Here is a 12825-nt window from a genome sequence, read left to right as displayed (position 1 = left end):
ATTTTCATTTCTTGGTGACGTACCACTCATAACAACAAAAGGAAAACCATCATGCGTCGTTGCACACTGCTTTTCGCCACCCTGCTATTGCTCTTCAGCCAATGGGCCGCCGCCGACTATCGCATCGGCGTCAGCATCGCCAGGGTCGACGACAACTTCATGACCTACGTGCGTAACGGCCTGGACGAGGCCGCGAAAAAGGAGAACGTGCAGATCCAGTTCGAGGACGCCCAAGGCGATGTGGTGCGCCAACTCAACCAGGTCCAGGGCTTTATCAACCAGAAAGTGGATGCGGTCATCGTTCTGCCGGTGGACACCTCCGCCACAGCCAACATCACCCGTGCCGCGGTCGAAGCGAAGACGCCGCTGGTCTACGTCAACCGTCACCCGGACGAGCGCACCTTGCCCAAAGGCGTGGTTACGGTGGCGTCCAATGACATTGAAGCCGGACAGCTGCAGATGCGCTACCTGGCCGAAAAGCTCGGGGGCAAGGGCAACCTCGCGATCATCATGGGTGACCTGGCGCAAAACGCCACCCACGACCGCACCGAAGGCGTCAAACAGGTGCTCAAGGACTATCCCGGAATCAAGATCGTCGAGCAGCAAAGTGCCGAGTGGCAGCGCAACAAAGGGATGGACCTGACCAGCAACTGGCTATTGGCAGGCAGCCGCTTCGATGCCATCGTCGCCAACAACGACGAGATGGCCATCGGTGCGGCCATGGCCTTGCAGCAGGCCGGCAAAGCCAAGGGTGAGATTGCGATCGTCGGCATCGACGGCTTGCCTGACGGCCTGGCGGCGATCAAGCGCGGGATGCTGGTCGCCTCGGTGTTCCAGGATCCCAAGGCCCAGGCGACCAGCGCGGTACAGGCAGCGCTCAAGATGATCAAGGGAGAGCCGGTGGAAACGGACGTCTGGGTGCCCTTTCAGTTGATCAAGCCTGAGCAGTTGGCGGTGTTTGAACAACATTACAAGTAGCGACAAGCTCGACATCTCGCCGCGATCCCGGTCAGGGATCAGCGGCGACTCGCAAACCCAACACCTATTTTTATTTGGGTCACGCAGCCCATCACATACAGCACGGCTGGTCACTGCCCCACTCGGGCCCAGAACTCTTCGGCAGATTGACTGAGTGGCGCCGATGGACGGGTCAGATGAATTTCCAGCGGTATATCCCAGCTTTCGTCGAGCGCTCTGACTAAGCGCCCATCCAGCATTTCCTGCTCGGTGAGGCTCTTGGGCAACCAGGCCACGCCTTTGCTTTCCAGGGCCATGGACATCAGCACCGCTGCAAGGTGGCTACTGAAGAGTGGCTTGAGGTGAAGGTAATCTTCCTTGCCACGCAGCCTGTGGGCGACGATTCGCCCCAGTCCAGACTCATGGGTGTAAGCGAGGTAGGGCAATGCCGCAGGCGAGGTGCCGAAATTAGCGGAGGCACTCGCAAGAGGCACAAGAACGTCTTCCCCCACCTTCTTGCCGATGAACTGATCAGGGGCGAGCAAGGGTGGAACGTCGGGATGGCGATGGCAGAGCAGAAACTGGACCTGGCCATGTATGAGCATCTGCTCACAGACCGCCATGCTATCTGAATGCAGCTGCACAGCCTCGATGGGGGCACCGTTCTCTGAGCTTCGAAGCCACTTGGGGAAAAATGTAAATGACAGGGAATGGGTTGCCGCGAATTGAAGCGACCTGGCGGCCATTCCCGCGATCTCTTGAGCCTCGTTGCGCATTCTGTACAAGCGCCTGGCAGCCTCCTGAGCACTGGGCAAAATTTGCCGCCCCGCGTCAGTCAGCGTCGCGCCGTGAGGCGTTCTAACGAACAATTGCACGCCCATCCAGTTCTCCAACGAGCGCACTCTGCGACTGAATGCCGGCTGGGTAACATGTCGCGCTTCAGCGGCCCGAACAAAGCTGCCGTACTCCGCAAGCGCTGAAAAATCCTCAAGCCAAACGAGCTCCAAGGGCCATGCCTCCTGTGCATAGGGTGCGGCATTAATAGCATTGGGCGGGTGACATCGCAAAGCATAACGTGGGGCTACAAACAACAAGAGGACCCCGTCATGCGCATCGTAGACATTCGTGAAAAAACTGTTTCCATTGCCTCCCCAATCGCTAACGCCTACATCGATTTTTCGAAAATGACCTGCTCGGTTGTCGCTGTCATCACGGATGTGATTCGCGACGGAAAGCCTGTCATCGGCTACGGTTTCAACTCCAATGGTCGCTATGGCCAGGGCGCATTGATGCGTGATCGTTTCCTGGCGCGTCTGACGGAAGCTGATCCAGACACGCTCGTCGACCATGCCAACAACAACCTGGATCCGTTCGCCATCTGGAAAACCTTGATGACCAACGAAAAGCCAGGCGGCCACGGCGAGCGCTCGGTTGCAGTGGGCACTATCGACATGGCCGTATGGGATGCCGTCGCCAAGATCGAAGGCAAACCGCTGTATCGCCTGCTGGCCGACCGCTACCGCAACGGCGTGGCCGATGACAAGGTCTGGGTCTATGCGGCGGGTGGCTACTACTACCCTGGCAAAGACCAGACCAAGCTCAAGGCAGAAATGCAGAGCTATCTGGATCGTGGCTACGACGTCGTCAAAATGAAGATCGGTGCGGTGCCACTGGACGAAGATATCCGTCGCATCGAAGCGGTACTGGAAGTGGTTGGAGACGGTCGTCGACTGGCGGTCGATGCCAATGGTCGTTTCGATCTCCAGACCGGTATTGCGTACGCTGAGGCCATCAAAAAGTACAACCTTTTCTGGTACGAAGAGGTCGGTGATCCGCTGGACTACGCACTCCAGGCCGAGCTCGCCAATCACTACGAACTGCCGATGGCTACCGGGGAAAACCTGTTCTCCCACCAGGACGCCCGCAACCTTTTGCGCCACGGCGGCATGCGCCTTGATCGCGACTACCTTCAGTTCGACTGCGCGCTGTCCTATGGGCTCGTGGAGTACATGCGCACCCTGAAGGTAATGGAAGAGTTGGGTTGGTCCTCCCGCCGCGTGGTTCCGCACGGTGGCCACCAGATGTCCCTGAACATCGCCGCCGGCCTGCATCTGGGCGGCAACGAATCCTACCCCGATGTGTTCCAGCCTTTTGGCGGCTTCGCTGACGGCATCCGCGTCGAAAATGGCTATGTCGGCCTGCCGGATATTCCAGGTGTCGGCTTCGAAGCCAAGTCCGCTTTGTACGCAGTGATGCGTGAGTTGGGCGAAGGCTGACCCCTTCGATCTGCGGTCTCTTTGAAAGAGGCCGCAGACTCAGGCGTCACCCTCTGACGCCAAGCCACATGCCCACCACAACAATAAAATGAGGTGCTTCCGTGGAAATCTCCAAGTCTCGCTGGTATGGCCAGCTGTATGTGCAAGTGCTGATCGGCATCGTGATCGGCGCAGCGATCGGTTACTTCGTGCCTGATATCGGCGCCAAGCTCCAACCCTTTGCCGATGGCTTCATCAAACTGATCAAAATGCTGTTGGCGCCCATTATTTTCGGTACGGTCGTTGTGGGTATCGCCAAGATGGGCAGCATCAAAGAAGTCGGACGGATTGGCGTAAAAGCGCTGATCTACTTCGAGATTCTTTCAACCATCGCCCTGGTCGTCGGCCTTATTGTGGTCAATGTCGTGAAGCCTGGTGTCGGTATGAACATCAACGCTAGCACGCTCAATGGGAGTGCCATTAGCAAGTACAGCCAAGCTGCCAGTGAACAAGGCGGCGCCATTGAATTCTTTCTCAATATCATCCCGCAAACCTTCATCGGCGCATTCTCCAATGGCGTCATGCTCCAGGTCATTCTGCTTTCGGTACTGATGGGCGTTGCCCTGGTTCAAATGGGCGAAACCAGCAAGCCGCTGATCAATACCCTCGATCTGTTCCTGCAGGGCCTGTTCAAGATCGTTGCGATGGTCATGCGCTTGGCTCCGCTTGGTGCCGGTGCTGGCATGGCGTTCACGATCGGCAAATACGGGATTGGTACCTTGCTGTCGCTCGGTCAGTTGCTGGTCGCACTCTACATCACCACCTTGTTTTTCATCGTCGTTGTGCTGGGCACGGTTGCTCGATGGTCGGGTCTGCCGCTGATGCAATTTCTTCGTTATTTCAAGGATGAAATTCTCATCACCCTTGGGACTTGCTCAACCGAAGCCGTGCTGCCGCGAATGATGGTGAAGCTTGAAAAGCTTGGCTGCAAAAAATCGGTCGTGGGCATGGTGTTGCCAACGGGGTACACCTTCAACGCGGACGGCACCTGCATCTATCTCACCATGGCCGCCATCTTTATCGCCCAGGCGACCAACACGCCACTGACCTTTATGGATCAGATGATTCTGCTGGGCGTATTCCTGCTGACCTCAAAAGGCTCGGCTGGCGTGGCGGGTGCCGGGTTCGTAACGCTTGCTGCCACGCTCACAACCATCCACTCCATTCCTCTGGTAGGCCTGGTTTTGCTCTTGGGCATTGACCGGTTCCTGAACGAAGCGCGAGCCGTGACCAACCTGATTGGTAACGGCATCGGCACCATCGCCATTGCCAAGTGGGACAACTCGTTCGATGTCGGGGCCTGCGAGCGTGAAATCGCCGCCATGAAAAACGAAAAGGCGGCAAGAAAGGCATTGCTGGCGCAAAAATAAGCCGCAAAGCGCCCCGGTCATGCCACTTCGAACACGGCATGACCGGTCGTGGTGCAGCGGCAAAAGACGAACTTGATAGCCGCTTTACTTCCCTCCGGTCACATCAAGGAAGGTTCCCGTCACAAACGACGCCTGCGGCCCCGCCAACCAGAGAATGGCCCGTGCGACCTCCTCCGGCTGGCCACCGCGCCCCATAGGGATCGTATCCTTCATCCGGTCGACTCGGCCCGGCTCTCCCCCACTCGCATGCATCTCGGTATAGATATGCCCGGGGCGAACGCAGTTGACACGAATACCTTCCCGGGCCACTTCCTTGGCATAACCCGTCGTGAACGTTTCAACCGCCCCTTTGGACGCTGCGTAGTCCACGTATTCATTCGGGCTACCGAGGCGGGCTGACGCCGAGGAGATATTGATGACGGCACCGCCACGCCCGCCATAACGGTAGGCCATGCGCCGGGTAGCGTGTTGCGCGCAGAGCATCGGGGCCAAGGTGTTGACCGCAAATATTCGCTGCATGCGCTCGAAGCCCAGATCCTCCAGGCGAGACTGCCGGGCCAGTATCGAAGCATTGTTGACCAGCACATCGATTCGTCCGAAGCGCAGGTCAAGGGTGGCGAACAGTTCGGCGACCTGTGCCGGGTCGGCGTTATCGGCGCGTACCGCCAAGGCACGGCTTCCCTTGGCCTCGACTTGCGCGGCGACCGCCAACGCCGACGCCTCATTGGCGATGTAGGTCAGCACGACGTCGTAACCTTGCTCAGCGGCCAGTACCGCCGTCGCCGCGCCGATCCCGCGCCCGCCTCCGGTGATCAGGATCACGGGCTTTTGCGAACGGTCATTCATGGTCAATCCTCACAGCCAGATGAAAAAAACAACGTCAGCCGATTACCCACGTACCGAGTGCAATGACGGCGCAGGCCAACAGCTTGCGTAAGGTCAATGCTTCGCCAAGAAACGCGTACCCGATCAAAGCGGCGAACATGACGCTGGTTTCTCGCAGGGCGGAGACAGACCCCATCGGGGCCTGGGCCATGGCATAGATCACGACGCCGTAGGCCAGCAATGAAACCAGCCCGCCAGCAGAGGCCACGGCGATACCTGGCCGCAAGGCAAAGAGGCTTTTGGCATCGCGCAGTCCGATATAAACCAGGGGCATCATCACGCCCCACAACAGGCACATCCAGGCGGTGTAGGCCATTGGCGCCCCGGACAGGCGAACGCCTATGCCATCGACAACGCTGTAAGCGGCAATGAAACAACCGGTTCCCAGTGCGTAGGGCAAGTCAGGCAACGCCCGCCGGCGCCCGGTATAAGCCAGCGAGATGATTCCGATCGACACCAACGCAATCCCCAGCAGTCCACTCGGCGCCATCCGCTCACCGGCGAACAGCGAAGCGGCCAGGACAATCAGGATGGGGGATACACCGCGGGCGATGGGATAGGTCTGGCCCAGGTCTGCGGACTTGTAACTGCGCACCAGGAACAGGTTGTAACCCACATGCAGTACCGCGGAGAGTGCGACGCAGAACCAACTTGCACGGGCGGGCGGCGCCAGTAGCGCGGCCACGATGACGCTCGCCAGGGCGATCGCCATGCACATGATGGTCATGGACCACAAACGGTCGACGCCTCCGCGCAGCATGGCATTCCAACTGGCGTGCAGCAGCGCGGCGAACAAGACGAGGCAGATGATGTGCAAGGGCATGCATCATCCTAGGCCGACCCACTAGCGCTACAAAAGCAAAGTCTCTTCATCCAGGCATGATGAAAAGCTCATGCATACGTTTGCTGAGCACCGAGCGCCTGGGTCACCAGCCAACGACGGAAGCTGGCGATATGAGGCTGAGTCTCGATCCCTGTGGGGCACACGAAGTAATACGCCAGAGGCGATGCGAACGGCAGTTCGAAAAGCCTTTGAAGACGGCCATCATTGAGCTCGGCTTCGACATGCCCGCTGCGCGCCAGCGCAATTCCTTGCCCCAACAGCGCCGCCTCGATGGTCATATTGGTGTCTGCGTAGCGAATGCTTTCCTTCAAGGTCGTGACCTCGACGCCCGCCTGGGCAAACCACTGCTCCCATTTCGGCACCAACGCTGCGCCATCGCGGGTAAGCAGTGGATAGCGCAGTAATTCGGCGGCCGTTTGCGGCGTACCAAAGCGTGCGAGCAACGCCGGGCTGGCGACCGGAAAAATCTGCTCGCGAAACAGAAACTCTGAAAACAACGAAGGGAAATGCCCGTTGCCCAAGCGGATCGCCACGTCCGGGTCTGTCGTCGAGAAGTTAATGGGGCTATCAGTGCTGTCCAGGGTGAGCAGGATTTGCGGATGCGCTTGCGCCAGATCAGGAAGCCGGGGCAGCAACCACTTCAAGGCGAAGGAATAGGTCGTGCTGACACTCAGCCGCTGCCGCCCGTTTTGCTCGCGCAAATCGGCCAAGGTGGCCTCGAGCTTCATGAAGAACTCCCGCACGATAGGCGCAAGTGCAGCTCCGGCCGAAGTCAGGTGCAGCGAGTTACCGCGATGAAACAGCTGCAATCCCCAGAGCTGCTCCAAATGCTTGAGCTGGTGGCTCACTGCGCTCTGTGTGACATGCAACTCCTCTGCTGCCGCGGTGAACGTGGCGTGCCGGGTCGCGGCTTCGAAGGCTCGCAGGCTTGAAGAAGGAGGGAGGTTTCGCATGATGTTCCCTTCTATGAGTAAACCCTCATGCTAGCGCCTTTGCCTTGCCTTTGCCTCTGCCGTTGCAGGCAAGCTGTTCGCCGGCGACCGCGACGCGGCCTGATAGCCGACCTGGCTCTGGGTGACCGCGCTCCCACAGGGGCCTGAGGCGGGCGTTAATTTCGGGGCTACTGAAGATCCAACGTGGGAGCCGAGCTTGCTCGCGATAGCGGTGGGTCAGCCCCATGGATGTTGGGCTTACTGGCCTCATCGCGAGCAAGCTCGCTCCCACAGGGGTCTGAGGCGGGCGTTAATTTCGGGGCTACTGAAGACCCAACGTGGGAGCGAGCTTGCTCGCGATGGCGGAGGGTCAGCTTGCAGTGATGTTGGATGTGCCAACGCTATCGCGAGCAAGCCCGGCTCCCACAGGGGTTCTCGGGTGCTCATGGCCCCCCGTTTTACCCTCCCCTCAGCGCTCGAATGACGCCAAGTTATTGGCATAAAAGTCGATTAGATAAAAATATATTAATACAGTGACGGTTTCCCGACGCGCGGTACCAACGTGCCATTGCTGGCGATTTAAATCCAAGCTCATCATCCGCAGGCAAGCCCCCGCTAGACGTTTAGGCCAGCCGACCTGGGCTACAGGATGTAATCACTCGCATCGCGCAAGGGAGCATACCGAGATGATGACTGTTTATTTTGTTGTGATGACGATCTGCAGTGGCATCGAAGGCTGTGTCGAGGAACGGAAACCAGGGCCTACCTTTGCTACCCGGGCAATGTGCATGGAGACAGCCAGGGTCATGGAGCCGCGCAAAGGTGTGAAGTTCAAATGTCGCAGCGAGCGTATGTGGGTGGTCGATGAGACGCCGCCCGTAGAAGGTTACGGCAAAATTGTCTCCACCAAGAGCACCATCCAGCCTTAGCGTTATGTTTTTCTCGCCGACAACAGAGACTAACCGGCAGCTCGGCGGAGGGAGGCTGACCGACGAATAGCGTAACGGTGCAAAGAGAACGCCGCGCGATGAAGTTTATTGCAGACCGGGATATGCTAAGGCGCCATCCGCCCGGCTGGCCTGGCTTGCAAGGAATGCGTCATGGAGTTCGTGGTTCATAGCTATTGCCTGAAAGGCGCACGCCAAGAGCCTTTGCTGCCCCCTGTCACTCTGACACCGACCACGTTGACCTTGACGGTCGCCGAGCTCATTCGCCTGACCGTCGCCGAACAGATCGCCGCGCTGTCAGTCCAGCACTGGCTGGAACATGCGTCGATGCGTGAAATGCTCGACCGCCAGTACCTGAGCGAGCGGGATGTTCTTCAGCAAGCCCATGAAGGCGCAGTTGCCATGCCCCAGGCCAGCACGCCTCCAGAGCTGGATGTCGGGGTTGAGGTCAAACGAGCCTTGAAGGGTTTTGAAACCCGTGCGTTCCGCGTTCTGCACAACGGCGTCATGCTGCAAAGGCTCGATGAGTCAATCGAACTGAGCCCCCCTTCCACCCTCGCGTTTATCCGCCTGGTGCCACTGATTGGCGGTTGATCCTCGTCGCTCACTTTCTCGGATACCCTCATGCAATCACGCCGTCCTGTGCCCGAACAAGCCACACGCCTCGCTGCGCTGCGCGCATTCTGTGACAGAGCGTTGGATGACTATCCCGAGCTCAGCCACTATGACGAATTCGAGCCCGATTTTTGGGACGGCATCGACGTCCTGCGCATCGCCGATGATTGGGTCAGACAGCATCCAGAGGATGGGCCCAAGGCACTGGCGGATGGTTTTGTGTTCCCGACCGTTTGGGACGATCTGGAGGACCGCCGCGATCAACAGCGTTATGGCCTGCAATATCGACTCTGCGACGCGTGGATCACGGCGCACCCGGATGCCTACGCGCTGGAGCAGATCGGCGCGCGGCTGCAGCACATGCTGCGATTTGCCTTCGAGGACAGTGACTATCCATTGCCCACTGACGAAGATGGCCCGGCCTTTCACCGAAGAAGTCCGGACCAGGCCTGGGCCTTTCCCGACGTTCAGGCCTGCATGGATCGCCTGAGCAATTACCCGTCCACCCCGGCCTGGCAGACCGTCGCCGAATGGTTGCTGGACGGCAGCTGGAACCGCGTGCAGCCCCCTTCCCCAGCTGATGAAGAACAAAGGAAAATCGCCGACGCGTACATCTACGTGCACAAGGAAATCCAGCGCATCGCTCTGGGCCTGCTGGAAGCGGACCGCCTCGATTACCCGCGCTTCGTCCGGGCGGCCAACACCTGGGGCCGCGCCATGATGTTCTACTCGGACGACACCGGGCTGGACAGCGATGATGTGGACCTCACTCGGTACGCCGATGACGATTTCGACGAGGACGATTCAAACGACGAGAACCCGGAAGACGTCGATGATGAGCCGTCCCAGAGTGATGACATCCCCACTGAAAAACCCGCTGCAGTCCCCCCTGAACTGGCGAACTTCACCGTTCGTTACGTCGAGGACGCCCTGGCTGGATTGCCCGATAATGCCGAGCGGCTGGCTGACACCTTCCGCTCGGTCGAGGTGTATCAGACCCGTTGGTTGCTGCAGGCCTTGTCGGTCATCGAGCGACTGGGCATGACGCCGGATGACTTCGACAGCTTCGGCTACACGGCTGCGATGCTCCAACACTTCCTACTGCTTCAGGATTTGCCCAAAAACCAATCCCCAGAGCTGCTCGCGACGTTGTCCGGCTTTTCAAGAACTACCCTGCTCACCGCCCTGCCCTACGCCGGACAAGCCAGCCGAGTGGTGCTCGACGCACTCGGTTGGAGTGATCTGCAAGCCTTCCAGCGTGAATACCTGAACATCGCCCTGGCACCTCGGTCCGGCTGGGGCACGGACCTGCCCAATACGTTGGATGAAACCGTGGGCGTGGTGGACCGCTACCTGCTGGACAAGGCGCTGGCCGAGGCCGACCCAGGCCACCTGCGCGAGTACCTCGCGGCGCTCGAACCCTCGCACTGGGCGTTTCCCGAGACGCGTGTACTGCTCGACGCCTACCAGGGCATCGGTCGAGCGGCGCTGGAAAAGAAGTTGACCCGCCACGCACAGCCGGCCATGCGCATCTATGGCTTGCTGCCCGTCACAGGGCCGGACGACGTACGCCAGCGCTACCTGACGCTCAAGAAACTGCACAAAGAGGTGCGTAAATACGGAGCTCAGCGACAGGCCAACTCCCACGCAGCGGTGCAGGCAGGCCTGGAAAACCTAGCGCGTGTCGCCGGTTACCCCTCGGCGATTCGCCTGGAATGGGCCATGGAGTCAGAGATCGCCGAATCCGCCGTGACAGCCGCGTCCATCGATGGCTATGACGTCACGCTCGTCATCGACGGTTTGTCGCCCACATTGCACATCTGCAAAGCCGGCAAGACGCTCAAAAGCGCACCACCTGCGATTCGCAAGCACGCCGACTTCGTCGCGCTCAAAACGCAGCAGGCCCAGCTCAAGGAACAGATCGCACGCTTCTGCCGTACCCTGGAAGCGATGATGAGCAGCGGCGAAACCCTGGCGCTGGACGACCTGAAGCCGCTGTTGAAAATGCCGGCGGTTCGCCTGCTGCTGGAGCAACTGATCGTGCAGGCCGACGACGCTGCGCTGGGCTGGCTCGATGCCGCGACGCTGACGGTGACTGACCTTGAAGGCCGCCAACACGTCGCTGAAAAGAACCTGCGTATTGCGCACCCTTTTCATCTGTTCACGGCAGGGCAACTGTCGGCCTGGCAGAAAGAAGTGGTCAACCATCGCCGCGTGCAGCCGTTCAAACAAGCCTTTCGCGAGTTGTACCTGCTCACCCCTGCCGAGCGAGACACCGGCCTGTGGTCCAACCGATTTGCCGGCCACCGCCTGAAAGGCAAAGTCGCCGCCCGGTTGCTGCAGGTCCGCAACTGGTCGACTTCAAGCGTCGAGGACATCTATTACGAGAGCAAAGAGCACGGCATTTACGCCCTGTTCAACTTTCTGGATACCGGCCATTACCTCTCGGAAACAGAACACTTTACCTTCGACACGATTGCGTTCTACCGCGACCAGAAAGCCATACCCCTTGAGCAAGTACCGCCGCTGCTGTTCTCGGAAATCATGCGCGACGCCGACCTGCTGGTCTCCGTGGCCCACGCCGCAGACAGCTACAGCACCAGCAACGAAACCCTGCAACGACGCACCGAACTGGTCGGCGAGTTGATCCAAGGGCTAGGGTTGCAAAACGTCAGATGCGAAGGGCATTTTCTGCACATTAGCGGCCAGCGTGCGAACTACCGTATTCACCTGGGCAGCGCCGCCATCCATATCGAACCCGGCAACTACCTGTGCATCGTGCCCGCAGGCAGCAACGTCACGGCGTTCTACCTGCCGTTCGCCGACACCGACAGGAAAATGGCCGAGGTGCTGAGCAAGATGTTTCTGTTGCTGGACGACATGAACATCACCGACAGCCTGATACTGGAGCAGATACAGCGCAGCGGCTGATGTTCAAACAGTGAGAACACACTCACCCGACTCAGCGCTTCGCTTTCGCCAGGTCCGCAATCAGAAAGTCCCGGAATGCACACACCGCTGCCGGTAAATTGCGGCCAGCCATGCTTTGCAGTTCGATGCGTCGTGCCTGCATGCCTTCGTCAAGGATCGGCACGCATTGCAGGACCTTGTCCGCCACCTGCTTTTGCAAGGTCATTTCGCTGGCCAGGCTGATAACGCCTTCTTCGCGGACGAAGCTATAGAGCGCCGCAACGTAATTGGTGGTCAACACCGGGTCGAACAACAACCCCTGGACACCGCAACAGATGTCGAATAGCTGCCGTATCGTGGTGTCGGCCTTGGGTAACGCAATGGGCCAGGGCTGCAGCTCAGCGAGGCTGACCGCTTCACGCCCGGCCAAGGGATGGGAATTGGCGACCACGGCAAAAATCGCCCCGCTCAGGACATGTTCGACCTTGATTTCCCTTTGCGGCGTCAGGCTGAAGGTCATCGCCAGATCGGCTTCGCCGGAACGAACCTTCTCGGTCGCTTCGGCCGGCGCGCAGACCTCCAACGTGAAATGAATGCCCTGATACTCACGCCTGAACGCACTGATGCTCCTGGGCATGTATTCCAGTGCAAACCCTTCCGAGCAGGCAACGTGCACATGGCCCCGCTGCAAACCATGTAGCTCGGTAATCTCCAGCACCACCTGCTCGGCCTCAAGCTGCGACTTGCGCGCATAGGCCGCCAGGCGCGCCCCCGCCTCGCTGAGCACCATGCCTCGGGCACGACGCTCGAACAGGCTGGCGTCCAGAGCCAACTCGAGCTTGGCAATTTGTCGGCTCACCGCTGAGGCTGCGACATTCAGGCGCATCGAGGCTTCACTGATCGATCCGCATCGCGCGACTTCCAGAAAATAACGCAGTGCCGTGGACTGCACACCATACAGCTGCATCGGCGCCCCCAGGAATTGCCTTTTCGGCAACGCAAGTATCGAAATATTATTCTTGTGGCATTGATAGCCTTTCCCTACATTCG

The 12825-nt window shown here is 59.2% G+C and carries 11 protein-coding genes; 6 read left to right on the top strand and 5 right to left on the bottom strand.

Annotated features, from left to right (window positions below):
- Positions 1 to 51: 51 nt before the first annotated feature.
- The gene (locus AC515T_RS12120; protein ID WP_038857999.1) at positions 52 to 978 is read left to right on the top strand and encodes a sugar ABC transporter substrate-binding protein; all 927 of its coding nucleotides are present in this window, start codon (positions 52 to 54) and stop codon (positions 976 to 978) included.
- Positions 979 to 1088: 110 nt separating this feature from the next.
- Here AC515T_RS12120 and AC515T_RS12115 read toward each other — a convergent pair whose 3' ends face one another.
- A complete protein-coding gene (locus AC515T_RS12115) occupies positions 1089 to 1964 on the bottom strand; it encodes a LysR family transcriptional regulator (protein WP_496532658.1) in 876 nt (291 codons plus the stop codon).
- A 99-nt stretch (positions 1965 to 2063) separates the two neighbouring features.
- Between AC515T_RS12115 and AC515T_RS12110 the strand changes: the two genes are divergently transcribed.
- Both AC515T_RS12110 and dctA read left to right on the top strand, forming a co-directional pair.
- On the top strand, positions 2064 to 3233 hold the full coding sequence (locus AC515T_RS12110) for a mandelate racemase/muconate lactonizing enzyme family protein (RefSeq protein ID WP_496532657.1): 1170 nt from the start codon (positions 2064 to 2066) through the stop codon (positions 3231 to 3233).
- A 101-nt stretch (positions 3234 to 3334) separates the two neighbouring features.
- Positions 3335 to 4642 (top strand): C4-dicarboxylate transporter DctA, encoded by a 1308-nt coding sequence (gene dctA, locus AC515T_RS12105; protein WP_496532656.1) that lies wholly within the window; start codon positions 3335 to 3337, stop codon positions 4640 to 4642.
- An 84-nt stretch (positions 4643 to 4726) separates the two neighbouring features.
- Here dctA and AC515T_RS12100 read toward each other — a convergent pair whose 3' ends face one another.
- The 3 genes from AC515T_RS12100 to gcvA form a co-directional block, all read right to left on the bottom strand.
- On the bottom strand, positions 4727 to 5488 hold the full coding sequence (locus AC515T_RS12100; protein WP_496532655.1) for an SDR family oxidoreductase: 762 nt from the start codon (positions 5486 to 5488) through the stop codon (positions 4727 to 4729).
- Between the two features lie 34 nt (positions 5489 to 5522).
- Entirely contained in the window at positions 5523 to 6350 is an 828-nt protein-coding gene (locus AC515T_RS12095) for an EamA family transporter (RefSeq protein ID WP_496532654.1), read from the bottom strand.
- Between the two features lie 68 nt (positions 6351 to 6418).
- Positions 6419 to 7324 (bottom strand): transcriptional regulator GcvA, encoded by a 906-nt coding sequence (gene gcvA, locus AC515T_RS12090; protein ID WP_496532653.1) that lies wholly within the window; start codon positions 7322 to 7324, stop codon positions 6419 to 6421.
- 665 nt (positions 7325 to 7989) lie between these two features.
- On the opposite strand from gcvA, the gene AC515T_RS12085 reads away from it, so the two are divergent.
- The 3 genes from AC515T_RS12085 to AC515T_RS12075 all read left to right on the top strand — a co-directional run bounded on the left by AC515T_RS12085 (position 7990) and on the right by AC515T_RS12075 (position 11796).
- On the top strand, positions 7990 to 8232 hold the full coding sequence (locus tag AC515T_RS12085) for a hypothetical protein (RefSeq protein WP_496532652.1): 243 nt from the start codon (positions 7990 to 7992) through the stop codon (positions 8230 to 8232).
- Between the two features lie 171 nt (positions 8233 to 8403).
- Complete coding sequence (locus AC515T_RS12080) at positions 8404 to 8844, top strand: hypothetical protein (protein WP_496532651.1); 441 nt, start codon at positions 8404 to 8406, stop codon at positions 8842 to 8844.
- A gap of 30 nt (positions 8845 to 8874) precedes the next feature.
- Positions 8875 to 11796, top strand: a complete 2922-nt coding sequence (locus AC515T_RS12075; protein WP_496532650.1) for a DUF4132 domain-containing protein — start codon at positions 8875 to 8877, stop codon at positions 11794 to 11796.
- A 31-nt stretch (positions 11797 to 11827) separates the two neighbouring features.
- Here the strand turns inward: AC515T_RS12075 and AC515T_RS12070 are convergent, their stop codons facing one another.
- Positions 11828 to 12742, bottom strand: a complete 915-nt coding sequence (locus tag AC515T_RS12070) for a LysR substrate-binding domain-containing protein (RefSeq protein ID WP_122568325.1) — start codon at positions 12740 to 12742, stop codon at positions 11828 to 11830.
- Positions 12743 to 12825 lie beyond the last annotated feature (83 nt).

This window comes from Pseudomonas sp. FSO-7, assembly GCF_059579345.1.
This window is presented reverse-complemented; position numbering and strand designations above follow the sequence as displayed.

Excerpts from the sequence above, each read along its gene's own strand:
- AC515T_RS12120 (WP_038857999.1), top strand. The coding sequence starts at position 52 with ATGCGTCGTTGCACACTGCTTTTCGCCACCCTGCTATTGCTCTTCAGC.
- AC515T_RS12110 (WP_496532657.1), top strand. The coding sequence starts at position 2,064 with ATGCGCATCGTAGACATTCGTGAAAAAACTGTTTCCATTGCCTCCCCA.
- AC515T_RS12100 (WP_496532655.1), bottom strand. The coding sequence starts at position 5,488 with ATGAATGACCGTTCGCAAAAGCCCGTGATCCTGATCACCGGAGGCGGG.
- AC515T_RS12095 (WP_496532654.1), bottom strand. The coding sequence starts at position 6,350 with ATGCCCTTGCACATCATCTGCCTCGTCTTGTTCGCCGCGCTGCTGCAC.
- gcvA (WP_496532653.1), bottom strand. The coding sequence starts at position 7,324 with ATGCGAAACCTCCCTCCTTCTTCAAGCCTGCGAGCCTTCGAAGCCGCG.
- AC515T_RS12085 (WP_496532652.1), top strand. The coding sequence starts at position 7,990 with ATGATGACTGTTTATTTTGTTGTGATGACGATCTGCAGTGGCATCGAA.
- AC515T_RS12080 (WP_496532651.1), top strand. The coding sequence starts at position 8,404 with ATGGAGTTCGTGGTTCATAGCTATTGCCTGAAAGGCGCACGCCAAGAG.
- AC515T_RS12075 (WP_496532650.1), top strand. The coding sequence starts at position 8,875 with ATGCAATCACGCCGTCCTGTGCCCGAACAAGCCACACGCCTCGCTGCG.
- AC515T_RS12070 (WP_122568325.1), bottom strand. The coding sequence starts at position 12,742 with ATGCAGCTGTATGGTGTGCAGTCCACGGCACTGCGTTATTTTCTGGAA.